Source organism: uncultured Olegusella sp., assembly GCF_947253395.1.
Taxonomy (GTDB): domain Bacteria; phylum Actinomycetota; class Coriobacteriia; order Coriobacteriales; family Atopobiaceae; genus Olegusella.
Genome location: NZ_CAMXYY010000014.1, coordinates 1 through 26,306 on the forward strand (window position 1 = coordinate 1; position 26,306 = coordinate 26,306).

A 26,306-nucleotide genomic window follows, 5' to 3' on the forward strand; every position below is an offset into this window, starting at 1 on the left:
TACACCCATAAGGTTTCGTCGGCAGCGTCAGATGTGTATAAGAGACAGAATACATCTCGTACACTGAGCTCTATCGACACCAACCTAGACGTTACCAAGATTACGCGCTATTACCTTAACAACGTTAAACAAGCTACCTCGGTCAAAAATCAGAGTCCCTTTGGCACCTGCTGGTCTTTTGCCTCTATCTCGGCTCTTGAGAGTGCCATTTTGAAGGCCCAGGCAGGTGACAAGGCGACCGTTGTCAATCCCCACGACCACCTGAAGCCTATTCTTTCCAAGATTGATGACAAGGGTGTTGACTATTCCGAGCTTTACCTTGCTTGGATGGCATTTTCGTTGCAGGAGGCAGGCTCACAAAAGGGTGAGGGCGAGATTGATATTCTTCCCATTGATGAAGAGTGGGACCGCTTGCAGGCTGGTGGCTGGGCAACCATGGCCGAGACCCTCTTTACTGCTTGGCAGGCCATTGCAACTGAAACAGAAGTGCCCTACTGGCCTAAGGGTGTCCCCGTTACCTTTGAGAACTTCTTGAGGATTGCGCGCATGGGACCAAAGTGGAAGCCCAATCCCAAGTCCATTAACAATACGGTGCGTGTCAAGGGCGTCTACTACTTGCCTGACCCCAACATTCTTGAGATGGACAAGAAGGACCATCTTGTTTGGAAGGGCTATAACAAGAATGCCAATAAGATCATCAAAGAAGCTCTCATTAAATATGGCGCCGTTCAGATTGGCTATGGTGCCGACACGGCACAGCCAGGTGCGCATCCCACGAGCGACTACTTCAATGCCAATACGTGGGCGCAGTATTGCGACGCAACTAACATAGAGATTACTCATGCGGTTACTATTGTTGGTTGGGATGATGACTTTGATCCTGCCAATTTCCAGGCAGATAGCAACAACATCAAAGGTCTTAAGAAAGGTGCGTGGCTCGTAAAGAACAGTTGGGGTTCTGGAGATTGGTATACCAAGAATTTTGGACTTGATCCTAACTCCCTCTACAATAATCGCCGCGTGCGCAAGTGGGGCATTATTGATCCTGAGACGGGTCTGCACACGGGCTACTTCTGGCTGTCCTATTACGACCACTCTATCAACACACCATCGGTTTATGAGGTTGAGCTTGCTGATGAGAATGGCAAGTTCCAACATGACCATAACTACCACTACGATACTGCTATCAACCAGTCGCAGGCACCTTTTGTGTTTCGTACCAAGGACTCTGGTACCTGGGTATCCAACGTCTTTAAGGCTAAGGGCAAAGAAATCCTCAAGGCGGTTACGGTACATACGTCGACTGCCAACTCAAAGGTCAAGATTCGCATTTATCTCGTGAATGCCAATGACCTGAAGGACAACAATCCCACCAATGATCGCAAGCCAGTACTTGAGATGGATTACAAGGCAATTCTTGCGGGTACTCACACGGTTGAATTGAATAAGTACATTCAGCTGAAGCCTGGTCAACTTTTTGCCATTGTTGAGAATATCGTTAGCCCCGAGGATGGCTCATCTTTGATTAACCTTGAGACTGGTATGGCGCAGTCGGCACAGTATCCTTATCCGGCGGGGGCAAAAACTACAGGTGACGAGTCCAAGGGCCGCGCGATGGGCTATATCTGGACGTATATCGTGGCCAACCCGGGCGAAACATTTATCAAGATGATGACCAAGCATGGATATCTTTGGATGACCCCTCAACAGCTTTCTGAGTGCTACATGGGTGGCAATGTCTTTGAGTTTGGTAATGCCCTCATCAAAGCACTGACCTCCGATGGCACGCTGCCTTTGCTGCCTGCTCCTGCTCAGCCCAAAAAAGTCAAGCCGATTGAGGCCCATACGGAAGACGCTAATGGCAAGCATATTCGTCATGCCTTAGCTTCGCGCACCTCCGCATTGCCTCAAACCGGTGATGCTGCAAATGGCGTGCCTTTTGCACTGCTTGCTCTCGGTAGTGCTCTTGCTGCCGCAGGTATTCTGGTGAAGAAGGACTCTGAAGCATAAAGGCTCACATGTGTAAAGCTTGCAAGTGCCATGTGACAAACCGCGTACCCCATGGCAAGTCGCGTGTGTCCTATAGCCAAAAGCTTTTATGAGAAGGCGAACTTGTATGGGTTCGCCTTTTTGCATAAGCAGCGTGAGAAAAACTAAAAATCTGGCAGCATAGAAACATTACTCAGCTTTTATGCTGCTACACGCGAGATTCAATGTGTACCTAGTTTTACTGATTGTAATTTTAGGGTTGATTATCAGGAACTTCGTACTATGGCGGAGAAAGCTCTATATATGCACTTTGGATTGAATAATCCGTTTACAGGAAAAAGCCAGTTGTGCGCTTAACTGTATTTTCTGCTTGCTATATCCTCAAAACAGGAGGTGAAATAAGCAATAGTAACGGTAAACTTTTATGTGGGCATTTGCACGTATTTGCTTATGTCTCCTGCCCACTATGGAGACTGCGACTTAAAATCAGCAGGATAGTCGCATAGCTTATACAGCGGATGCTTAGGTTATGTGCCGCCGATTGTTGCATCTCCTAATTTTCCATGCTCTCAATGGACATTGATATCAAATGAAAGGAGTCAATCTATGAAAAAAGCATTATGTATCCTGCTATCGATTGTTATGCTGCTCTTTATGAGAGTTACCGCCTTTGCTGTAGGTGCAAAAGAAGCACCATCGCAAACATTGCCATCTTGGTTGCCTGATGATGCGCCTGCGCCTGATCCAAACTCCGAGATTTCCATTGTTCACTTTTATATCAATGAGGATGGCAATACTATTGTTTACGATCCAGAAACAGAAGCTATTCCTTACTCAACAGCGTACGGCAACGCTGGAACAGCAGCCATTTATTGGGTTAACCGTTCACAAATTTATTGGGGTGTTACTTCTTATACCAAAGGACTTATGACCTTTGCAGGAGAAGTTACCACAAATCGTGGGGGATCTTACTTGCTTGGGAATATTGAGTTTGACGGAAGTGCTTCTGGCAACATCATGGGAGTAAAAACAAAGCGTGGCACCAATACCGCAACGCTCAGCGGTTTTATGATTGATGCTAAAGGAGTTTCTTTTACGGCACCTAATGTATCGTCCTCTCTCACTTATTGATTATGTCTGTACATAGTATCGAGGAAAAGTTACCTCATTTTACGGATGTGGAATTTGAATACAAAGGGATTGAATTTCAAGCGCAACTCTGTCTGCTATATACTGGAAAAGTGATGATTTCTTTTCGTGTACCAAAAAGTGAATTGGCGCAAAACCTGTGTAGAGGTTTGCTTAATTCTCGAGGTACAAAATTGAATATTAAAATAAATCGTTTACCACTGTGCGCAAACGTAGACACTTGCTCCTTTGCAGTTCCCAACGGCTCATTATTGTTCTCTGATTTCAGCATTACTATCGAGAACAATCTGGTTTTTAGAGAAGATAGTATTTGATATCAAATTTCTAATCTTTCCTCTGGCAGAAAAAGGCTATGCCCGTATCAGCAGCAATGCCCGATATGGGCATCTTTCTTAATGTCACACTTTTAAGATGCAATTTTTAATGTTGATTAGCAGTGATATGCCGCTGCGCTCCGGTCTCAGCGTTTTCAGAATGACTTTACCCTTAATGCGTTTAGCTATGACTTCCTTGAGGTAGGCTTCATCCAGCGTCAAAAGTAGCCGACAAAATTACCACATATTTTCAGCGCTTCTTGTGTTTAAGATAGCGGTTGGGCTGGCCCGCACTGGGACAAAGATCGGCCAGCGGGCACTCATCGCAGCGCGCTTTGCGAGCACTGCAGATTTCGCGACCTAGGCGTATCCAAGTTTCATTTACCCCGCGCCAGAACTTTTTTTGAATAAGTTCAAGCAGATCCTTCTCAGCGGCAGCAGGTGTTGACGTCTTGGTAAAGCCGAGCCTTGTTGCAATGCGATATACATGCGTATCCACTGCAATGCCTTCGACAATACCAAAAGCCTTGTTGAGCACGATATTTGCTGTCTTGCGTCCTACACCTGGCAGATGCGTGAGCTCCTCCATGCTTTTTGGAACTTCTCCACCGTATTCAGAGATGAGTACTTGTGACAATTCAATAGCATGCTGTGCCTTAGTACGATAAAAACCTAGAGAGTGGATCACATCTTCTACCTGGTAAAGCTCTGCTTGGGCAAGTTCGGCAGGTCCTGGCCAGCGGGAAAAGAGCTCAGGGGTTACCTTATTGACGGCAACATCAGTGGTCTGCGCAGACAGCATGACGGCTATCAACAGGGTAAACGGCGACGTATAGTTCAGCGCGCTTTCCATATGGCCATAGCGTTCCTCCATGCGAACGCACATCTCCTCAGCGCGCGCCTGCTTTGATTTTTTTGATTCGCGTGGCATTTCTTCCCCTTGTTATGTATACCTAAAATAACCGCTTGCCGTTTATAGATTGTATCCACCTACCGCACATCCGATAGCATGCCCCATTTTGTTCCATCCAAGACTACTATGGAAGGGGTATGGAACCGTTCCCTCACCAGAGGGGATCAGACGCTAGCCAATGAAAAGCGGCGACTGTTGGAGGTAAGGAATGGGCACCACAGACACAATATATAGACTGAGCAATGATGACATTTATCTGCTGACCGAAGGCGCCTGGTATCGCAGTTATCAAAAGATGGGCGCGCATCCCGCGACAGTTGATGGTGTCGCTGGATACTTCTTTGCTGTGTGGGTGCCTGATGTGCGCTCTGTGCATGTTATTGGTGAGTTTAATGGCTGGGACCCCACAGCCAATCCGCTGGAAGTTACGCCCTACGGTGGCGTTTGGGAAGCTTTTGTCCCTGGTGTGCAAGAAGGCCAACTTTATAAGTATCTCATCGAAACTCAGTCGGGCGACTTGCTTTATAAAGCAGACCCCTATGCCTTCTCAGCCGAAATGATCCCTGGTACTGCCTCAAAGACTGCCGATATCGAGGGTTATGTCTGGGGCGACAAGAGCTGGATGGATAAGCGTAAAAAGACCAACCAGATGAAGGCACCTCTCAACATTTTTGAAGTACATCTAGGCAGTTGGAAACGCCATGATGACGGCTTGGCTGGCAATGGCGATCCCGACTCTGATGACCATGCAGGCACCTACCTTACCTACGAAGATCTTTCGGTTGAGCTCGTTGAGTACGTTAAAAAGATGGGGTATTCCCACATCGAAATTCTGCCCGTGATGGAGCATCCCTTTGATGGTTCTTGGGGCTACCAGATAACGGGCTACTATGCGCCAACCTCGCGCTATGGTACACCCAAGCAGTTCAAACATTTTGTTGATAGTTGTCACAAAGCTGGCATTGGTGTCATTTTGGACTGGGTTCCCGGCGGTTTTTGCCGTGATGAACATGGTCTGGTGCACTTCAATGGTCACAAGCTTTATGAAAAAGAAGAGCATCCCAATTGGGGTACCTTTAAGTTTGATTTTGCTCGAGGTGAAGTACACTCCTTCCTTATCTCCAATCTTCTGTATTGGATTGATGAGTATCATGCCGATGGTATCCGCATGGATGGTGTTACTTCTATGCTCTACCTCAACTTTGGCATTGATGATCCACGTCTCAAGAAGTTTAATGAGAAGGGCACTGAGGAAGACTTTGCTTCGATTGAGTTCATCAAGGGCTGCAATACCACCATTGGCAAATACTGCCCTGATGTGCTGATGATTGCCGAAGAGTCAACCGCATGGCCACTTGTGACCTATCCGCCCGAGGATGGTGGCTTGGGCTTCCATCTTAAGTGGGATATGGGTTGGATGAACGATACGCTGCATTATATGCAGTCTGACTTCCCGTACCGCCCGTCCAATCATGGCCTTTTGACCTTCTCGATAATGTATGCATTCAACGAAAACTTCGTGTTGTCACTGTCTCATGACGAGGTGGTACACGGGAAGTGCTCGCTGATTACACGTATGCCTGGCGATTACTGGCGTCAGTTTGCCGGTATGCGGTCGTTGGCTTTTTATCAGATGACACATCCTGGTGCCAAGCTTAACTTTATGGGTAATGAGATTGCGCAGTTTATTGAGTGGCGCTATTACGAGGGCATTCAGTATTTCTTGACAGAGCAGTACGAGGCACATGCTCATCAGCAGCACTTTGTAGCCAAGCTCAATGCTTTCTATAATTCTTACCCAGCACTTTGGCAGCGAGCGTATACCCAAGATGGTTTCGAGTGGATTAACCCTGATAATGCCGAGCAGTCCATCATCTCCTACATCCGTCATGGCGATAAGCCCAAAGATGATCTTTTTATCCTCATCAATTTTGATCCCGCTACGTATGAGGAATATCGTGTGGGTCTGCCATATGCAGGTAAGTGGAAAGAAGTGTTTAACACCGATGCCGAAGAATTTGGTGGCTCTGGTGTGACTAATTCGGGTTTTGTGTATAAGACAGTTGAAGAACCCTGTGATGGCCGCGATTATTGTGTGACGCTGCGTGTTCCTCCCATCGGTGGCTTGATTCTTGCTTATGAGGGGCCTCTTCCCGCAAAGAAGACTCGCGCAAAGGCAACGGCAAAGAAGTCCTCAAGCAAGACAACTACGAGGACGACAGCAAAGACGACCGCAAAAAAGACAACGGCAAGCAAAACTTCAACACCAACGGCAACTGCCAAGCGCACAACGCGCCAGAGTAAGGCAAAATAGGATACACACTCGCATGCTTTTTTAAGATGCGAGTGTGTGTACCTCGTTTGGCAGTACCGTAGGAAGGCATATATGCAAATCGCGAATAAGCAGGTAGATATTGAAAACCTGAGCCTAGAGGCTTTCAATACCAAGGAGAATTTCAAGGCATACTACAAAGACTCTATCAGGAGTGCCTTTGGTCGTGAGTTTGAGGATTGTACTCCTTATGAGCGTTATTACGCCCTTGCAACCCTCGTTGCTGGTCTTGCTCGCAAGGTAGAGGTCAAAAATTATGACAAAAGCAAGAAGAAGGTCTACTACTTCTCGCTAGAGTTTTTGTTGGGGCCTCTGCTGGATAACTATCTGCTCAATATGGGCGCTCGTGACGTCGTTGAAGACGGCTTGGCTGATTTGGGCACTTCTCTCGATGAACTCGAAAAGCAAGAGCCTGATCCTGGTTTGGGCAATGGCGGTTTGGGCCGCCTTGCTGCCTGTTTTTTGGATTCTATGGCAACGGAAGGCATTGCCGGCTATGGCAATGGCATGCGTTATCGTTACGGCTTGTTCCGTCAGGAGATTGAGGGCGGTCGTCAGGTTGAAAAGACTGACAACTGGCTTGAAGGTGGCTATCCTTGGGAAACCCGCAAGGTTGGCAGTGCAGTAGATGTACAGTTTGGTGGCCAGGTAGTTCGTCACGAGAGCGATGGCGAGTACTGGTTTACCCAAGAAGGCGGCGAGATTGTTCGTGCTGTGCCTTATGACTTGCCCATTATTGGTTATGGTGGTGACACCGTTAACCATCTGCGCATTTGGAAGGCAGAGCCCAGTTCTGAGGACTTTGACCTTGATGCGTTTAATGCTGGTGATTATGCGCGTGCAAGTAAGTTCCGCTCGGATGTCGAAGCTATTTCGATGATTTTGTACCCCAACGATGCGGGTGAGCATGGCCGCCTGTTACGCCTTAAACAGGAGTACCTCTTTGTTTGTGCTGGTCTACAGGCTATTCTTCGCACATACAAGAAGGAGCATGGTGAGGATTGGGAGCATTTGGGTGACTACGTGAGCATCCATACTAACGATACTCACCCTGCTATGTGTGGTTCTGAGCTCATGCGTCAGCTTGTCGATATCCACCATGTAGACTTTGATTTGGCATATAAGATTTGCACTCAGACCATTAGCTATACCAATCATACGGTTATGCCTGAGGCACTGGAGAAGTGGCCCATCAATACCTTTAGGGCTCTGCTTCCCCGCGTGTATATGTTTATCGAAGAGATTGATCGTCGTTATCGTGAGACCTTCCCTCAAGATGCTCCTAACTGGCGTGATCAGCTCCAGGCAACAGCAATCCTGTGGGACGGTCAAGTGCGCATGGCCAATCTTTCTGTGATTTTCTCCCACTCGGTCAATGGCGTTTCAGCACTTCACACTTCTATTTTGGAAGAGTCGGTGCTTAAGGACTTCTATGCTTTGACACCTCAGAAGTTCAACAACAAAACCAATGGCGTAAGTCCTCGTCGCTTCCTTGCAAATGCCAATCCTACTTATGCAAAGCTGATTAGTGATGCAATAGGTACGGGCTGGCTTAAGGATGCCAACGAGCTCAAGAAGCTTGAGGCTTTTGAGAATGACCCCAGCTTCCTTGAGAGCTTCCGCGCCTCCAAGAAGGCCAACAAAGAGCGTTTGGCCGCTTATGTCAAAAAGACTACGGGTGCAATCCTAGATACTTCGACGATTTTTGACGTGCAGGTTAAGCGTTTCCATGCCTACAAGCGCCAGCTGCTCAATGTCTTTAAGGTTGTTGACCTCTACAATCGCCTGCTGGCCGATCCCAGTTTTGATATCCAGCCAACTACCTTTATTTTTGCGGGAAAGGCTGCTCAGAGCTACGACTTTGCCAAGGAAGTTATTCGTCTTATCAACTCTGTTGCCGACGTGATCAACTCTGATGAGCGCGTTAACAAAAAGATGACCGTGGCCTTTGTGCCTAATTTCGCTGTTTCTAATGCCCAGTATATTTACGCGGCAGCAGACATCTCCGAGCAGATTTCTGTTGCGGGTGCCGAGGCTTCTGGTACTTCTAACATGAAGCTGATGATGAATGGTGCTATTACCTTGGGCACGTATGACGGCTCTAATATCGAGATTACCGAGCTTGTTGGTGAAGAAAATATCAAGATTTTTGGTCTGCGTGCACACGAGGTAGATGCTTTGCGCGCTAGTGGTAGCTACTATGCGTGGGATATGTACAATGCCGATCGTGCTCGTCTGGGTCGCATTATTGACCAGCTGACGGATGGTACTTTCGCACGTCTTTCAGGCAACTTTGAGAGTGTTCGCGATGCCTTGATGGTCAACAACGACCAAGATCTTGTTTTGAAGGATTTCTACTCCTATGTGCAGGCATGGGAGGAGCTAACCGCGCTTTATCCCGATCAGCAACGTTGGGATCGTATTTCGCTTCACAACACCGCTGAGTCCGGATTCTTCTCCTCTGATCGTACGATCAGAGAGTATGCGCGCGATATTTGGCACATCTAGCACGGTCGCTGGGCGGCGGTATTGCCACCCAGCTTTGGTGGGGATTTCGCCGCCCACTGGGGGCGGCGCCAAATATATGATGTCCCCCTGGGGGAGACGGACGAAAGGGGAAGTGAGCCATGAGCAAGACCGAATGCATTGCGATGCTGCTCGCGGGCGGACGGGGAAGCAGGTTGGGCGTGCTGACAAGCAAAATCGCCAAGCCAGCTGTCTCGTTCGGAGCGAAGTATCGCATCATCGACTTTGTGCTTTCCAACTGCGCAAATTCTGGCATCAATACAGTTGGTGTTCTCACGCAGTATCGTCCTTACCTGCTGCATTCCTATGTGGGTAACGGCAGTGCGTGGGATCTCGACACCATTGATGGAGGTGGTATTTCCATCTTGCCACCCCACGAGACTCAGGCGGGTTCCAATTGGTACGCGGGTACTGCTGACGCCATCACGCAAAACATTGGCTTTATTGAGCAGAACGATCCTGAGTACGTGCTCATCCTTTCGGGCGATCAGCTCTATAGCATGGATTACCAAAAGATGCTCGACAATCACAAACGCCATAATGCAGATCTTACGGTGGCAGTTATGCCTGTACCTTGGGAGGATGCTCCTCGTTTTGGCATTATGACGCAGGATGATGACGAGAGGATTCTTGAGTTCAACGAGAAGCCTGCCCAGCCCACCAGCAATCTTGCCTCCATGGGCATTTATATCTTTAACGCCAAGCTCTTAGTAGATACCCTCAAGGCCGATGCAGAAAATCCTGATTCGCACCATGACTTTGGTGGAGACATCATTCCTGGCCTGCTGCATTCGGGCCATCGTCTCTATACCTATCAATACAACGGCTTCTGGCGTGATGTGGGTACGATTGCCAGCTTCCATGAGACCAGCATGGAGCTTCTGGGCAGGAATCCCGAGTTTGACCTGTATGCAAAAGATACGCGCGTCCTTTCGAACTCCTCTACTATGCCACCTGCTTATATTGGGCCAGATGCCATAGTTGATGATTGCCTGGCTGCTGGCGGTGTTCGTATTCTTGGTACCGCAAAGCACTCTATTGTGTCTTTGGGCAGCTCCATTGGCGAAGGTGCGGTGGTTGAGGATTCCGTCCTTCTTCCTGGTGCTACCGTCAAGGCTGGTGCACATGTTGTTCGCGCAATTATGGGTGAAAACTCTACGGTCGCCGAAGGTGCAATCCTAGGTACCGCAGATACAGCGGCCGATTACGCCGTCATCGGTGATGATGTCGTCGTCGAGAAGGAAGGGGAGTAACGATGCACAAGACCATCGGACTCATTACTGCTAACTACTCCGTCAAGGATCCCGATGTCCTGGTAGAGAGTCGTCCAGTAGCGTCGCTGCCTTTCTTGGGCCGCTTCCGCCTGATTGACTTTGCCCTGTCAAATATGATTAACGCCAAAATCAATTCCGTCGGCATTGTGATGCCGTACAATTATCGTTCGCTGACCGACCACGTTGGTGCTGGCAAAGACTGGGGTTTGTCTCGTAAAAAGGGTGGCCTGTTTGTGTTGCCTGGTTCTGCTTTTGGCAGCACCCGTCATGGCTCACGCTTTCTTGTGCGCGATCTTATCCACAACAAGGCATTCTTTAATCGCTCTGAAGCTGAATATGTGGTGTTAAGCAGTGCAAATTTTGTCTGCAACATCAATATTCAGGAGCTGATTGAGGCTCATATTGAGTCTGGCGCTGATATTACCGTTTTGACTCAGACTGCTCGTAGCAATCATCCTGACGTGATGAGCTTTATTACCGAAGATTGCCGTGTTAAAAGCATCAAGCATGGTTGCTCTGAGGGTAATACTGCGTTCCTAGACTGCTGTGTCGTTTCTCGCGACAAGCTTGCTGAGATTATTAGCTGGTACTCCTCCACTGATTACCTCGATCTTTTTGAGGCAATTCAAGGCGAGTATGATCGCGTTGATGTGCGCATTCACGAGTTCAAGGGATACTGCGCCCCTGTCTTTACTACCGAGGCATACTTCAAGGCCAATATGGATATGCTTAAGCCTACGGTTACTGACGAGCTCTTTGATCCCAAGCGTCCCATCCGTACCAAGGCTCACGACAATGCTCCTGCCAAATTTGAGTCGGGCTCCAAGGTCACCAATTCGCGTCTTTCGGGTAGCGACCGTATTTATGGCACGGTTGCTGACTCAATCTTGGGTCGTAGTGTTGTTGTCGAGAGTGGCGCTGTAGTGCGTAATTCCGTCATCATGCAAAACTGCATTATTAAGAGTGGTGCGGTTATTGAAAATGCTATCGTAGATCGCAACAATATTATTCCCGCAGGCACTGAGCTGCGCGGTACTGTTGATGACCTCCTCATTTTGAAGAAGGCAAACGACTAAGGACTGACAATGGCAAAAAGGGTAAGACGTAAGATTAGAGTTCTTCTAGCTGCATCCGAAGCCTTGCCCTTTGCCAAGACTGGCGGCTTGGGCGACGTGGCAGGTTCATTGCCACGTGCGCTCAAGCGCGCTGGTGTTAAGGTAGCTGTTATTCTTCCTAAATATGGCACTATTCCTGAGCAGTACCGCAATCAAATGCGTCACATTATGGATTTTTATGTGCCGCTTGCTTGGCGTAACGTGTATTGTGGCATCGAGAAACTCACCTACCAAGGTATAGATTTTTACTTCATTGATAATGAGGACTACTTTAGGCGTGACGCACTTTATGGCTATTTTGATGATGGCGAACGTTATGCGTTTTTCTCAAAGGCAATTTGTGAAGCTATAACTCAGCTCCCAGAGCTTGCTTGTGATGTTCTGCATTGCAACGATTGGCAAACTGCGCTGGTCTCCGTCTTTTTGCGTGAGTTCTATCAGGGCGTTGAGGCATGTCGCAACATCAAAACTATCTTTACGGTGCATAACGTCATGTTTCAAGGGCAGCTTTCAGATAGATTGCTGGCAGAGGTACTAGGATTGGATGGCATTCCTGCGGCAGCGCATCAATTGCGTTCGGATGAGCGCTCCATCAATTACATGAAGGCCGCACTGCTCTACAGCGATACGATTTCTACGGTAAGTCCTACCTATGCCCGTGAGCTGCAAATGCCCTTCTATGGCTGCGGCTTGGATGGCATTTTCCGTGAGCGTAGTTGGTGTCTGCATGGTGTGCTTAATGGTATTGATGTAGATGAATGGAATCCTGCTCAAGACAAGACTATCCCTCAGCCATATACTTCAGAGGACCTTTCGGGCAAGGCGGCATGTAAGATGGCCCTCCAAGAGGAGCTGGGCTTGCGTGTTGATTCTGAGCTGCCACTTATTGTGATGGTGGGTCGCCTGACCAACCAAAAAGGCTTGGGCTTGGTGCGTTATGCGATGGAACGGCTGATGAACAGTGGTGTTCAGATGGCCATCCTTGGCACAGGCGATGCAGATCAAGAAGAAGCTTTCCGCTATTTTGATACAACCTACGGTGACATGCTCTGTGCACGTATTGCCTTTGATGGTGCGCTGGCCCATCGCATGTATGCCGCAGGCGATATGCTCTTGATGCCGTCTGAGTTTGAACCCTGTGGTCTTGCCCAGATGATTGCTATGCGCTATGGCACACTTCCTGTTGTGCGTAGAACAGGCGGGTTGGCAGATAGTGTTGCTTCTTATAATCCTGAAACTGGTGAAGGCACAGGTTTTAGCTTTGCCAATATGAATGCAGATGAGATGGCAGACTGTGTTTTATCTGCTTGTGAGGTTTTTAGGACTAATCAATCCGCATGGCAGTCACTCATAATTCAGGCAATGCAAGCAGACTTTAGCTGGAATAGAGCTGCTGAAGATTATCTGGGCATGTATTATGACCTCCACCCAGAAATTATTCGATACAATAGCTAACGTCAAGGGCAGGAAAGCTTGAAGTACAGCTGATTTTGGCTGTGCTTTAAGCAAAAATATACGTGCGTTCTTTTTCGTTCTGGCATGATGTCCTGCATCTGCCAGGATGTGTTTGTTGCGCATGGACGGATGTAGGGGAACGGGGATTGGTTACTCGTGAGAGCTTGTCATAACACTTCGGAGCGTCATTACCGCACTCCTTTAGGTGCACTTCCCATGGGGGACACGGCAGTACTTGCTATTGATGTTTGGGACGAACCAAAGGCAACTGCCGAGTTGCGTCTATGGACCGATGATGGGGGAGAGACCATCGTTGCAATGGATGGTTCCACCGAAGGTGACCATATTCATTTTGCGACCGAGCTCGCATCTGAGCGTCCGAGTATTGTATGGTACTCGTTTCGTATTTATGCAGCTGACGGTAGCGTGTGGCGTTATGGTGCTGCTCCCGATCGTCCGGTAGGCGAAGGCGCTTTTGCATATGGCGAGCCCCCCTCATTTCAGCTAACGGTTTATGAACGCAGACGACGTATTTTGCCTGAGTGGTTCAAGCAGGCAGTGGTGTACCAGATTTATCCCGATAGCTTTGCTCGTGGTAGTGATTGGAAAGAGCGCAGCAAGGTTTTAGATAAGCCGCGCCGTGGAGCTCAGAGACGGCTCGTTGATTGGGAGACCTCTCCTCGCTATGAGCGCAATGGCGATGGTTTTATTGCTACCTGGGATTTTTATGGTGGTACGCTTGAGGGCATCCGAGAAAAGCTTGACTATCTAGAGGGTTTGGGAATTACCTGCATTTACCTCAATCCAATTTTTGAAGCAACATCAACTCATCGCTATGACACAGCTAACTATCTCAAGATTGATCCGGTGTTAGGTGATGAGAAATCTTTTAAAAAGCTCTGCGAAGATGCGGCATCCCATGGTATTTCCATCATCTTGGATGGTGTTTTTAACCATACGGGCGATGATTCGCTTTACTTTAATCGCTATGGTAACTACCCCGAGCTGGGCGCTTGGCAGTCTGAGGACTCCCCTTATCGGGGCTGGTATAAGTTTGATGAGAATGGCGAATACAGCAGTTGGTGGGGCATTGACAATATGCCCGATCTTGAGGAGACCAATCCTGAATATCACGAACTTATCTGTGGCCATGAGGGCGTAGTGCGACACTGGTTGCATGCGGGTGCTCGTGGCTGGCGTTTGGATGTTGCCGATGAGCTGCCTGATGACTTTATTGCTGACATTAAGCGAGCAGCATTGGCCGAGCGTAACGATGCAGTTTTAATTGGCGAAGTGTGGGAGGATGCCACAACCAAACGCGCCTATGGAGAGTTGCGTCAGTACTTCTGGGGTGACGAGCTGGACGGCACGATGAACTACCCTTGGCGCCATACGCTGTTGCATTATTTATTGGGTAGAGCAAGCGCTGACGAGCTTGCTGTTGTGCTTGAAACGTTACGTGAAAATTACCCTCGTGAAGCCTTCTATACGGCGCTGAATATCCTGGGTAGCCACGATCGCGTGCGTCTGCTGACCATCCTGGGCAACACGCCCAAGCCTAACGCTCTCAGTGAGGACCAAAAAGCATCTTTTCGCCTGAATAAAGATCATCGTAGCCTCGCGGTAAGCAGACTTTGGGTGGCTGCTCTGATGCAAATGACCCTGCCTGGCGTACCTTGCGTCTATTACGGTGATGAAGCGGGCTGTGAGGGCTATGCCGATCCGTACAACCGTGCGAGCTTCCCTTGGGGCCGCGAGGACCCTGATTGCCAGACGATTTATCGCGATGCTATTGCCTTGCGCAAGTCTATGCCGGTAATGATTGACGGTGATTTTGAACCTTTTGCAGAAGGCGACGACGTACTGGGTTACTGGCGCTGGGATGACACTGAGACCGTCTGCGTCTTAGTTAACCGCAGCCTTGATAGTTCACACAAGGTGAGCGTTGAGATGCGCGGAGAGACTGTTTCTGATGTCATTAGCGGCGATGACCTTGAGGTACGTGATGGCAAAGTGTCTGTCTCCCTCTGGCCTTTGGGTACTGCGGTACTTTATTTCCGCTCAAAGAAACGCCTGCAAAAGCCTATGCCTTTGGGGATGGGCCTCATCTCGCATATCACATCGATTCCCAACGATAAACATCCTGGTCGGCCTGGTACGCTTGGCGCGCCTGCAAAGCATCTTGTTGACTGGCTGACGCGTACGGGACAGCGCTACTGGCAAATGTTGCCAGTCAATCCAACTGATCGCTTTGGTTCTCCTTATGCGGGGCTTTCAGCCTTCTCAGGTAATCCGCGTCTGCTCGAGGGTGGCGCTCGTGCTGCAGCAAAACCCTTTAGCGACAGCGAAAGACTTGCTGAATATCACCGTTTTTGTGAGAAAAATGAAACTTGGCTCTTGCCCGCCGCAACGTTTACTGCCATCAAGGAGCTTGTAGGCGAAAAAGTACCTTGGCAGGAGTGGCCCAAAAAATACCACAGCTGGTCACGTGCATTGGTTAAGCGTTCTGAGCTGAAGGCAGGCATTGCTCGCGCGTGTCGTCAGCAGTTTGAGTTCCAGCGCCAATGGGATGAATTGCATGAGTATGCTTGCAAGCGTGGCATTTTACTGATTGGCGACATGCCAATTTATGTATCGGCAGATTCTGCAGATGTGTGGAGCGAACCTGAGATATTTAATCTTGATGCTCAAGGTTACCCGGCTGTCTGCGCCGGCGCGCCGCCTGATAGTTTTTCTAAAGACGGGCAGTACTGGGGCAATCCCACGTATAACTGGGATGAGCTGCGCCGCCGTGGATATTCGTGGTGGATGCGTCGTTTCCAAAGAATGATTTCGCTTTACGACTATGTGCGCCTCGATCATTTCTTGGGCTTCTCATCGTTTTATTGCATTCCTCGTGGAGCTTCTGCAAAGAAGGGCCAGTGGCGTTTTGGTCCGGGTATTGAGCTCTTCCAATGTGCCCACCGTCATTTTGGAGACCTACCCTTTATTGCTGAAGATTTGGGAGCTATCACCCCTGCCGTGCGTGCCCTGCTTGCCGAGACAGGCTTTGCAGGTATGGATGTAGTGCAGTTTGTAGATGGTGATGTGCGCAGTGCTTATCGTGCATGCGCAGGCAAAATTACGTATGCGTCTACACACGACACCTCAACCTTGCTCGGTTGGTGCAAAGAGCATTTTGGCAACGACGGCGCAGAGGATGCAGCAAAGCAGATTACGAACCAGCTTTTGAACTCTGATGCCGATGTTGTGATGCTTTCTTTGCAAGACGTGATTGGCCTTGATGATAAAGCGCGCATGAACAAACCAGGCGTTGCTGAAGATAATTGGTCTTGGCAGGCGACAGCCAAGCAAATGGCTTCGGCAACTGAGTATACTCGCAAGATTGCATTGGAAGCTGGTCGCTTTGCTTTCTAGTCCACACTGTTGACCGTTGGTGTGGTGCTTAAAAAATGGCTATCTGTAATTTTTACGATAGCCATTTTTCTTGGCAAAAAAGCAAGCTGTTATGATGAATTTCCATTCAAAAATTTATATATATTATAACTATATGATACGGCTAGCTGGCAGCTCTTGGCACACTATAGCGTAATCGTTAGCTCAACAGGGCAATGATCGCTACCGTAGATATCACTGAGGATGCGAGAGTCTACAATGCGGTCGGCAACACGATTACTGACAAGGAAGTAGTCAATACGCCAGCCTACATTGCGTTCGCGCGCACGCATGCGGTAGCTCCACCAGCTGTAGGCATCCGTCTGCTCAGGATACAGGCTGCGGAAACTGTCGGTAAAACCAGCATCCAGCAGCTGTCCAAAGCCCGCGCGTTCCTCATCGGAAAAACCTGCATTCATATGATTGGTATCGGGGTTTTTCAGGTCGATTTCCTCATGAGCAACATTGAAGTCACCGCAGGTTACTACAGGTTTTTCCTGGGAAAGACGAGCGAGAAATTCACGATAATCCTTGTCCCATACCATGCGTTCGTCTAAGCGCAGCAGGCCATTTTTTGAGTCGGGCGTATACACATTAACAAACCAGTATTTTTCAAACTCAAGAGCACAAACGCGGCCCTCATTGTCGGCAAACTCACAGCCAATTTCGCGAATTACTTGTCGTGGTTCTTCTTGGCTAAAGACAGCTGTGCCAGAGTAACCCTTGCGTTCTGCATAATTCCACGTTTGATAATAACCGGGAAAATCTATCTTAATCTGACCTTCCTGTAACTTTGTCTCCTGCAAAGCAAAGACATCGGCAGATGCCTGTTCAAAAATTTCAGGAAAACTAGGTTCTTTTTTCATAACAGCACGCAGGCCATTAACGTTCCAAGATACGAGCTTAAGCTCGCGGGGGGTATCGCTCATGTACTATCCCATCTGCAGACTAAAGGCGGACTACAAAATGACTTGATTAAGTGTAGCCTACCCAAAAATTAAGGCGATATCGTGTACATGGGATTTTATTGGTGGATACTCATCGCCTTAAGGACGTGCGGTGCAACTTTTGAGTACCCGATCTTCATTGGGCATATTGGTTAACTGGTCTAAAATGCCCTCCATTCGCGAATTAGTTTGCTAGGAGATTTTAGCGAGGGTGGTAGGGGTGCTAGAGTGGATGGACAGGAGCTCTCACAAAAGCAAAGCATAAACGAAGCTGGAGCGTGACTATCATGGGTCAAATTATTCGTGATTCTCAAGAGGCAGCGCATGAACTCAGGGACCGCATAAGCAAAGCTCAAAACGTAGTTTTCTTTGGTGGTGCGGGAGTCTCGACGGCAAGTGGTATTCCAGATTTTAGAAGTCCAAATGGGCTCTACCGCCAAAAGCTTGATTATTCACCCGAAGAGATGCTCGAACACCGTTTCTTCATTGAGCATATGCAGGAGTTTTATGACTTTTATCGCACGCGTATGATTGCGCTTGACGCACGTCCCAACCAAGCACATTTCAAGCTTGCCGAGCTTGAGCGCGAGGGCAAGCTAGCAGCGGTGGTGACGCAAAATATTGATGGTCTACACCAGGCAGCAGGCTCGCATCAGGTCTATGAGCTGCACGGTTCGGTTCATCGAAATATTTGTCAGCACTGTGGCAAGACGTATTCAGCCGAATGGATAGTGGCAAGCGAAGGCATACCTCATTGCGAATGTTGTGGCGGACTCATTAAACCTGATGTAGTGCTTTATGGCGAGTCTCTTAACCAAGCAGTACTTTATGGGGCAGCAACGGCTATTGCTGAGGCTGACATGCTTATTGTTGGCGGTACATCCTTAGTGGTATATCCTGCTGCAGGTCTCGTACAATACTTCCAAGGAAACGATCTTGCGATAGTCAATATGCAATCAACTCCTCAGGATGCAATGGCGGATTTAGTTTGTGTATGTGATATTGCAAAGGCTTTTGATTTTTGATTACACCAGTGAGCTATGCCCTAGCGGGCTTGAGTGGAGGATTTATGGCTCGAGAGGACTTTGCCATTTTTCGTTGTGGACATCACGAACTCTCGCTGGCACGTCCACGTATCATGGGCATGCTTGAGGTGGGCCCTCGTGGTTTGGCAGCTGAGGAAGCAATTGCGCTTGGTAAGTCGATGCTTGATGAAGGCGCCGACCTTCTGGATGTGAGCTTTGCGCCAGCGCCAGAAGAGCTCCCTGCCACCGATTCTGCTGCTGCTCGTGTGCGCCGCGCGGCGATTGATGTTGAGGGCGAGGCAGTAGTACCAGTGGTGCGCGGGCTTGTCGCCACAGGCGCTATCGTGTGTATCACCACTCGTCATCCACAGGTTGCCAAAATGTGCATTCGTCTCGGAGCAGAAGTGCTTGACGATCCTGAGGGCTTTACCAATACCGAGATGGTTGAGGTTGCTGCCGAGAGTGATTGTGCTTGTGTGGTGATTTGCGATAGCGAGTTCCGCGTGAATGCCTCTCGTCGTTCAGTTGTACTTGATCAGGCTCATACACCTTTGCGTCCCGTAGCATCCAACCGTCGTTTTACTTTGCCTGAAGAAGCGCCTATTATGCGTGAAATCATGGGCTTTTTAGGTGATCAGGCGCGTATGTTGCTGCGTGCTGGTGTTTCGCGTGATCGTATTTGTTTTGATCCAGGTTTAGGACAAAACAAAACTCCCGACGAAGATGTCGTGGTGCAGCGTAATGCAAAAAAGCTCATGTCATTGGGCTATCCGTTGCTTCAGTCAGTGTCTGAGGGAGATTTTTCTACTTCAGTTACGGGACCCCAAGCAGACAAAGCGGCAGCTATGGGCTTTTGTATCTGGGGTATTCAGGCCGGTGCGCGCATTTTACGCGTGCACGATGTGGCTCAGATGGCGGAGGCGGTTAATGCATATTGGGCAATGGCAAAGCCTGATGCGCGTCAGGGCTTTGTCTCTTTGGGTTCAAATGTAGGTGACCGTGTAGGCTATCTGTCTCAAGCGGTACAGCTTATCGATAAAATCCCGATGACCTGCGTTGTTGCCGTGAGCTCTGCTTATGAGACAGAACCTGCATATGGCATTGCAACCCCTGTTGCAAATGCGGTGGCCGAGATTCGCACCGAGTTACATCCCTTAGTGCTGTTGGGCCATCTGTCAGAAATTGAAAATAAGCTGGGACGTATTCGTGATCCTAAAACGTTGGGTCACGGTCCGCGTACGATTGACTGTGATCTTGTCTGGGTTGATGGCGAGACGCATGCAGGCGAGCGCTTGACGCTGCCACACGCACATTTGGGCGAGCGTGATTATGTATTGGTGCCTATGGAAGATTTGATGCATGACCCCGTACGCTTTTTGACGCATGCAGGTGTTGAGGTGGCAGAACCCGAGCAGCGCATTGGTCGCGTTACTTCCGAGCTTGGGTCCCTCGACTGGAAGTAAGCAGCACCGTGTGCTTGCAGCGCTTTGCTTGATAAGAAAAGCCCAGCAGTTGAGCCATTGCTGGGCTTTATATGATTGTGCACATGGTCCTAAGTTCGATTTGCGCGTTTTTCTGCACGGTGCCGCCAAATTTGCCTAATACCACGAATGGTAATGTCAGGATCTACCACATCAAAAATATCGGTAGCTTCGGCCACAACGGAAGAAAGCCCGCCCGTACCTACGATGGTACAACGTGGCATAGTTGTACCGTCATGTGCTTGTGACCACTCAGCGCGAAGTTCTGCTTGTATGCGGCGCACCATACCTTCTGCCTGGACTGCTGCGCCGATAACAATGCCTGACTGCACAGCAGTTTCGGTGCTATTGCCTAGGGCATAGGCAGGAGCAATAAGCGGTACGTTTGACAATTTTGCTGCGTGCTCAAAAAGCGCAGCTGCCGATAGCTGCAGGCCTGGCATGATGACTCCGCCGCGGAAGCGACCATGAGCGTCAACCACATCGATATTGGTTGCGGTACCAAAGTCAACCACAATGACTGGCGCGCCATAGCTGGTCTTTGCGGCGACCGCATTTGCAATGCGGTCGGCTCCAGCTTGACTAGGGTCGGGGAGAGCAACTTCAATTCCGCAATCGCGCGAAGCGTCTATTATCAGTGGGGCAACACCTGAAATCTCCTTTGCCAAATGGACCCACGATTGAGTAAGCGTAGGCACGACCCCTGCAATCGCTACATCGTTGATGTCTTGAAGCTTGTAGCCCAGCATATGAAAGTAACCATAGAGGCGAGCATGGAGTGAGTCGGCAGTATCGGTGCGTAAGGTCGCCATGCGCCACTGTCGAAGCAAGGTCTCATTGTCGGCGATTAAACCAAGGGTTGTTTGAGTATTTCCTATGTCAACTGCGAGAAACATGTGAGTCTCCTGGACTGTGTTTGGCGTTTTTGCTTAACACGTGTTATTATCGCAAAGCTTGTCACAAACGGTAGGTTATGTTTAGATAAGCGCACACCACTTGCCTGGTCGGAAACCAGGCCTACGTTAGGAGTTGTCATGAAGCAAGGAATCCATCCCGAGTACGTGGAGTGCATGGTACGTTGCACCTGCGGCAATACCTGGAAGACTCGCGCTACCAAAAGCGAGATGACTGTCGACCTCTGCAATAAGTGCCACCCGTTCTACACCGGCCAGCAGAAGCTTGTTGACACCGGTGGACGCGTCCAGCGCTTCTCTGACAAGTTCGGTGGTGCTGCTGCACAACAGCTTAAGCGTATGCAGGAAGCCAAGACTGCAAAGGCTGCACAGGCTGCTGAAGCTGCTGCTGCGGCAAAGGCTGCCAAAGAGGCAAAGGCTGCTGAGAAGGCCAAGCGTGCTGCAGAGTATGCCAAAAAAGCCGAGGCTGAGGCTGCCAAGAAGGCTGCCGCTGCTGCCAAAGAGGCAGAGTCTGCTACCGTTGCTGCCGAGGAGCCTGCAGCTAAGTAAGCGCCAGCTTTACAAAGGTACGAATGACCCGCTAGCACTGAATGAACTGTGCTAGCGGGTTTTTTGATGTTGCTGAAAGCCACGGATCATTTCAAGCAAGCCGGCCTTGCTTGCCAAAAGCCACGTTTCATTTCACTCAACACGGTCCTGCTTGCCAAACGCCACGTTCTGTTTCAGCCAATACGGCCCTGCTTGCCAAGCGCCACATTCTGTTTCAGAAAAAATGTCAAAAGCCACACTCTGTTTCAAAAGGCCTGACGTTTGCCCAGGTAGATTTTTTTCGCGTGAAATGAAACGTGGCTTTTGGCTAAAAAAGTGAAGTAGAACGTGGCTTCTGGCATCTGGCATGAAGTGGCATGAAACAGAACGTGGCGGCTGACAGTTGCCAGAGTTCGTGCTTAGGTTAATGCATGGAGCGTGTAGGCAAAAAAATGTTCGAAGGTATTTCTTCCCTATATACGTAATGCAATCAGAAATCTTTTTGCTTATATCCAGCCATTTGTAGCTAATTTGTAGCTAGGTTGTTACTATGCGCTTGATTCCTCTGGTCGTCGTGAGCTTGCCCGGATTGCTCGAGAAGATCATATTGGGGATGAACAACTGTTTTATCTGCTCTACAAAAATGATTTTTTGCATATGATTCGTAAAGACGAGCGCAAAAAAGCAAATCAAAGCTCGGAGTTTTTTGTGGTGATGGCAGCAATTGCGGCGCTTGTTGAAAGCGATGACAAAAAGTAGGAAAGCGACCGACAAAGAGTAGCTATCTTGCGGGATGCGATTTGTAGATTCGTTTGTCGCAGCAGACTTTTAGTCTGCACCGTCTTTGCTCAGCGAATAGCTATCGGCAAATTCGCCTTTGACGGTGTAGGGGATGACCAAGAAGTTTTGCTCGTTTTCATAATGGGTTGCTAGTGTTGCACTTGCTGCGTCTGGAGTTTTGCTTCCACCAAAAACCAGCGTCAGCTCGATGGTACCCTCAGCGGATTTAGGTGTTGTGTACTTTACTACCAAAGCCCCACTTGCATTTGTTTCAAGCGTACTGGTAAACGAGATGTTCTCAACGCGAGCATCGCCTTCGCTTGAATCTGTGTCCTTTGACACAGCCCCATGACGGTGTACAAGTCCAGAAAATGTTCCTGTTAACTGAGTAGTGCCATCACTGTTAGTCTGCGTACTGCCAATAGTGATTTTGAGCGGCGAAGAGTTTGCGCCATAGCAGCCATGGCCGTCATTTTTCTGGGATTGATAGCTGCCTGTCCACGTGCCTACAAGCGGAGCGTAGCTGGTCTTTCGTGCATCTGCATCTGGTGTGCAGGATTTGATGTCCCACTGACCTGTTTTTGATGAGAGATGAAACTTGATGGTGAGCTTGCACTTGCGTTCGGAAAAACTGTCCTTGTTGGAAAAAACCAGCACAATTGTGGCATTGTTGGTCTCGGGGTCAAATTCTTCTTGGAATACCGTGCAGTCTGCATCGCGATAGAGAGAGTAAAGAGAGTCTTGCTCTGTAGAAGAAGTATTTGTCTGCTTAGATTTCTCGTCTGTTTTGGCAGCTTTACGTTCTGCAATATCTGCGCGCTGCAAAAAAACGCGTGCTTGTGTAAGTACTTTATTCGTATCGGGACCTTTGCTGGCAGACCAGCTCACATCTTGGATGATGAGATCTCCGGCTACAGACCACTTGCCGTGGCCATGACGATCGTAGAGAAGGCTAACCTTCTCGCGCGCTGCAATGCCATCGCCCGCATAAATGACCGCACCTGTTGCATTGCAGTGATCTTCATCGCGGATGACCTCGCTATAGTCTACTGAATCGAGGGTAAGTGTCGTATCACGACCAAAATCCCCAGGGTCATAGGCAGGGGCTTCGGACAGATTGGCAATGTCGCTGCTCACCTGATTGAGTGATGGCTTGTCTGTAGCACGGATTGATGAAATGGTGATCATCGATAGAAGAATGAACGCAGCTATTCCCAGCACTATGAGGCCACGTAGATGAGCTTGCAGCCAGGGATGACTCTCTAAGCTCGATTTTGGCGAGGCTTTTGGATCTGGCTCTGAGCTCTGTTCTGGCCTCTTATTGAAAAAATCGCGATTTTGAAGGCGTGTGGCTGCAACTTCAGTCTTTTCAAAGTTATCTGATGTGGCGCTGTGTTCCTCAGTGTTTGCTGCAGAAGAAGGCAGACTTGTACTGTTATGAAGTCCGTCTTTGCTCATCGTATATCCCTAAAATTGCGTCGTGCTGTCTGCCGTTGTAACCAAAGCTTTTACCATTATGGAGCTTACTGCGCATCTGCGCTACTGAAAGTGAGTATCGAGCGGAGCGCGGGTGGTGCAAAGACATGTAAAAAGAGGCATTTCGTGGTGGATTGATTCGCACAATAAAAAGGTTTTTCTTATCACGAAAATGCAGCGCTCATCTTTTAAAGTTAAAAATTTGCTAGCGTAATGCTGTTACATAACAAGCAAAACAAAGGAGCCATCCATGAAGTTTCAGGATATGCCCTATGAGCGTCCCGATCTGGCAAAGGTCAAGGCAGACATCAGTACATTGACAGAGCGCTTTGCCAAAGCGCGTAGCTTTGAGGAAGCAGAGAAAGTCTTTCTAAAAAAAGATCAACTCGCAGGTCACATTTTGACCTTACAGACCCTTGTTGAGATTCGCCATTCGATCAACACACTTGACGAGTTTTACGATAAAGAGCAGCAGTTCTGGAATGATGCATCTCCTGAGATTGAGGAAGCTGATGATGCTTGGAGCGCAGCTCTGCTTGCCTCGCCTTTCCGTCCTGAGTTTGAGGCAAAGTATGGCACGCTCATTTTTGATAAAGCCGAGCAGGATCGCCGCTGTTTTTCTCCTGCAATAATGGATGAGATGAAGCGTGAAAACGCCTTGGTTCAAGCATACGAAAAGCTTATCGCTTCTGCGCAGATTGAGTTTGAGGGTGGCATGTACACGCTCTCTCAGCTTACTCCCCAAAAACACGACAAAGATGACGCGCGTCGCCTTGCTGCATGGAAAGCCGAAGGCTCATGGTACAAAGACAAGCAATCTGAGCTGGATCGTATTTACGATGAGCTTGTACATGTTCGTGATGCTATGGGCAAAAAACTTGGCTATGACAATTATCTTCCTTTAGGCTACGACCGCATGGAGCGTCTGAGTTATAAGCGCGAGGATGTTGAACGTTTTCGTAAGGCTGTTCGTACCTATGTGGTGCCTGTGGCAAATAGAGTTTTTCTTGAGCAAGCAAAGCGTATTGGACGCCCGTATCCCCTCTCTTTTGCAGATGAGGGTCTGACTTTCCGCTCAGGAAATCCTCTGCCTGAAGGCACGTCCGATGACATCGTGGCTGCTGCGCGTACCTTCTACAGTGAGCTGAGCCCCGAGACCAAGGAATTCTTTGAGACTATGCTCAACGCTCAGCTCATGGATTTGCTTTCCACTAAGGGAAAAGCTGCTGGTGGCTATATGACTGAAATTCCTGACCACAAAGTTCCGTTTATCTTTGCTAACTTCAACGGTACTCAAGGGGATGTTGACGTGATGACCCATGAGGCGGGCCATGCTTTTAGCTATTACATGAATACACAGCGCATACCCGGCTCGCTTGCAATGCCGAGCTCAGAAGCTTGTGAGGTTCACTCTATGAGTATGGAGTTCCTCGCGTGGCCATGGATTGAGGGCTTTTTTGGCAAGGATGCACGTAAATATCGCTATGCACACTTGGCTGGCGCTCTTACCTTTATCCCTTATGGCACGATGGTCGACCACTTCCAGCACCTGATGTACGAGCAGCCCGAGCTGACCCCTGCCGAGCGCCATGCTACGTGGCGTCGCTTGTTGGCAATCTATATGCCCTGGATATCCGTTGATGGCGATATTCCTTTCTATGGTGACGGTATGGGTTGGCAGCGCCAGATACACATTTATGAGTGGCCGCTGTATTACATCGATTATTGCTTGGCACAGACTGTGGCGCTTGAGATCTGGGAGCTCTCCCAGAAGGACTTTGCCAACGCCTGGCAGCATTACATGGCCTACACGCGTCAAGGTGGCACCAAAGCATTTACTGATCTTGTTGCTGGAGCCGAGCTTGTCTCGCCCTTTGACGAAGCATGCTTGCGCAGTGTTTGCGAGCATGCAAGTACATGGCTTGAGTCTTATGATTTGACGGGCATCGAGTAGCTAACAAAATAGATAGGTTTCGAGGTGGCAGGGCTTTAATGTTTAGCCTTGCCACCTCAAAGCTCTTCTAAATAACCGCAAATGATTCAAGTTTCGAAGTAAAAATAACAGATGGTTCGAGTTTCGAAGTAAGCAAGCATAAAAGCGCAGGTCAAGTTTTCCCCTAGTCCGAAGAATGAACCATCTATTAAAAAAGATGCGTTTTGCACCCTATATGACTCGGATGCAAGGACTACTATAAAAAAGTCATATGCCGTTTATTTCGGGAAAACACCATGGAAAAGAAGCTCTCAAGCCCTGTTGCTCATATAACACGAGTGTTAGCCTTGACACTCATGTTCCTATTGCTAGTCCTCTTTTTACGATTACCTCTTGCCTATGCTGAAGAAATACCTCCAACTCCAAAAGAGACTATAGAAAATATACAAGAAGAGCCCGACGACAAAGAAACTAGCGAGGATGATGCAGGTAGAAATACAAAAGAAGTCACTACCGCTACACCAAACGATAATATTAATGAAGATTTAGGTACCAAAGCAAAGGTTGACACCAAAGAAAACGTGTCAGCTCAGGAACCCGCAGTAGAAATTGGTGATACGGGATCAGAAGCAAAAGTTCCTACAAAAGAGGAAGAACCCGAAAATAATACGAAGCCTTCTATAAAAGAAGCGACTGTGTTAGGGAATTTTGATACGCACA

The 26,306-nt window shown here is 48.7% G+C and carries 17 protein-coding genes; 13 read left to right on the forward strand and 4 right to left on the reverse strand.

What is annotated here, in order from left to right:
* Together Q0X25_RS02445 and Q0X25_RS02450 are read left to right on the forward strand one after the other, a co-directional pair.
* Positions 1-2,010 (forward strand): C1 family peptidase (locus Q0X25_RS02445; RefSeq protein WP_298578831.1); only part of this gene is annotated, 2,010 nt, incomplete at its 5' end.
* 585 nt (positions 2,011-2,595) lie between these two features.
* Positions 2,596-3,120 carry a hypothetical protein gene (locus Q0X25_RS02450; protein WP_298578832.1) on the forward strand — a complete coding sequence of 175 codons (525 nt, stop codon included), beginning with the start codon at positions 2,596-2,598 and terminating at the stop codon, positions 3,118-3,120.
* Between the two features lie 582 nt (positions 3,121-3,702).
* On the opposite strand, the gene nth is transcribed toward Q0X25_RS02450, so the two are convergent.
* Complete coding sequence (nth, locus tag Q0X25_RS02455) at positions 3,703-4,383, reverse strand: endonuclease III (protein WP_298578833.1); 681 nt, start codon at positions 4,381-4,383, stop codon at positions 3,703-3,705.
* A gap of 190 nt (positions 4,384-4,573) precedes the next feature.
* Here nth and glgB point away from each other — a divergent pair, with 190 nt between their 5' ends.
* The 6 genes from glgB to Q0X25_RS02485 all read left to right on the forward strand — a co-directional run bounded on the left by glgB (position 4,574) and on the right by Q0X25_RS02485 (position 16,484).
* Complete coding sequence (gene glgB / locus Q0X25_RS02460) at positions 4,574-6,679, forward strand: 1,4-alpha-glucan branching protein GlgB (protein WP_298578834.1); 2,106 nt, start codon at positions 4,574-4,576, stop codon at positions 6,677-6,679.
* Positions 6,680-6,751: 72 nt separating this feature from the next.
* On the forward strand, positions 6,752-9,205 hold the full coding sequence (locus Q0X25_RS02465; RefSeq protein ID WP_298578835.1) for a glycogen/starch/alpha-glucan phosphorylase: 2,454 nt from the start codon (positions 6,752-6,754) through the stop codon (positions 9,203-9,205).
* A 119-nt stretch (positions 9,206-9,324) separates the two neighbouring features.
* Positions 9,325-10,476 carry a glucose-1-phosphate adenylyltransferase gene (locus Q0X25_RS02470; protein WP_298578836.1) on the forward strand — a complete coding sequence of 384 codons (1,152 nt, stop codon included), beginning with the start codon at positions 9,325-9,327 and terminating at the stop codon, positions 10,474-10,476.
* Between the two features lie 2 nt (positions 10,477-10,478).
* The gene (gene glgD, locus Q0X25_RS02475) at positions 10,479-11,573 is read left to right on the forward strand and encodes a glucose-1-phosphate adenylyltransferase subunit GlgD (RefSeq protein WP_298578837.1); all 1,095 of its coding nucleotides are present in this window, start codon (positions 10,479-10,481) and stop codon (positions 11,571-11,573) included.
* Positions 11,574-11,582: 9 nt separating this feature from the next.
* Positions 11,583-13,067, forward strand: a complete 1,485-nt coding sequence (glgA, locus tag Q0X25_RS02480; protein ID WP_298578838.1) for a glycogen synthase GlgA — start codon at positions 11,583-11,585, stop codon at positions 13,065-13,067.
* A gap of 216 nt (positions 13,068-13,283) precedes the next feature.
* A complete protein-coding gene (locus Q0X25_RS02485) occupies positions 13,284-16,484 on the forward strand; it encodes a 4-alpha-glucanotransferase (RefSeq protein ID WP_298578839.1) in 3,201 nt (1,066 codons plus the stop codon).
* A gap of 164 nt (positions 16,485-16,648) precedes the next feature.
* On the opposite strand, the gene Q0X25_RS02490 is transcribed toward Q0X25_RS02485, so the two are convergent.
* Entirely contained in the window at positions 16,649-17,431 is a 783-nt protein-coding gene (locus Q0X25_RS02490) for an exodeoxyribonuclease III (protein WP_298578841.1), read from the reverse strand.
* Positions 17,432-17,736: 305 nt separating this feature from the next.
* Here Q0X25_RS02490 and Q0X25_RS02495 point away from each other — a divergent pair, with 305 nt between their 5' ends.
* Entirely contained in the window at positions 17,737-18,474 is a 738-nt protein-coding gene (locus tag Q0X25_RS02495) for an NAD-dependent protein deacylase (RefSeq protein ID WP_298578843.1), read from the forward strand.
* Positions 18,475-18,518: 44 nt separating this feature from the next.
* A complete protein-coding gene (folK, locus tag Q0X25_RS02500; protein ID WP_298578844.1) occupies positions 18,519-19,937 on the forward strand; it encodes a 2-amino-4-hydroxy-6-hydroxymethyldihydropteridine diphosphokinase in 1,419 nt (472 codons plus the stop codon).
* An 89-nt stretch (positions 19,938-20,026) separates the two neighbouring features.
* Here folK and Q0X25_RS02505 read toward each other — a convergent pair whose 3' ends face one another.
* Positions 20,027-20,851: a type III pantothenate kinase gene (locus tag Q0X25_RS02505; RefSeq protein ID WP_298578845.1), complete on the reverse strand. Its 825-nt coding sequence runs from the start codon at positions 20,849-20,851 to the stop codon at positions 20,027-20,029.
* 138 nt (positions 20,852-20,989) lie between these two features.
* Here Q0X25_RS02505 and rpmE point away from each other — a divergent pair, with 138 nt between their 5' ends.
* Positions 20,990-21,418 carry a 50S ribosomal protein L31 gene (rpmE, locus tag Q0X25_RS02510; protein ID WP_298578846.1) on the forward strand — a complete coding sequence of 143 codons (429 nt, stop codon included), beginning with the start codon at positions 20,990-20,992 and terminating at the stop codon, positions 21,416-21,418.
* An 807-nt stretch (positions 21,419-22,225) separates the two neighbouring features.
* Here the strand turns inward: rpmE and Q0X25_RS02515 are convergent.
* Positions 22,226-23,635 (reverse strand): hypothetical protein, encoded by a 1,410-nt coding sequence (locus Q0X25_RS02515; protein WP_298578847.1) that lies wholly within the window; start codon positions 23,633-23,635, stop codon positions 22,226-22,228.
* Between the two features lie 268 nt (positions 23,636-23,903).
* On the opposite strand from Q0X25_RS02515, the gene Q0X25_RS02520 reads away from it, so the two are divergent.
* Complete coding sequence (locus Q0X25_RS02520; protein WP_298578848.1) at positions 23,904-25,607, forward strand: M3 family oligoendopeptidase; 1,704 nt, start codon at positions 23,904-23,906, stop codon at positions 25,605-25,607.
* A gap of 275 nt (positions 25,608-25,882) precedes the next feature.
* Positions 25,883-26,306 (forward strand): hypothetical protein (locus tag Q0X25_RS02525; RefSeq protein WP_298578849.1); only part of this gene is annotated, 424 nt, incomplete at its 3' end.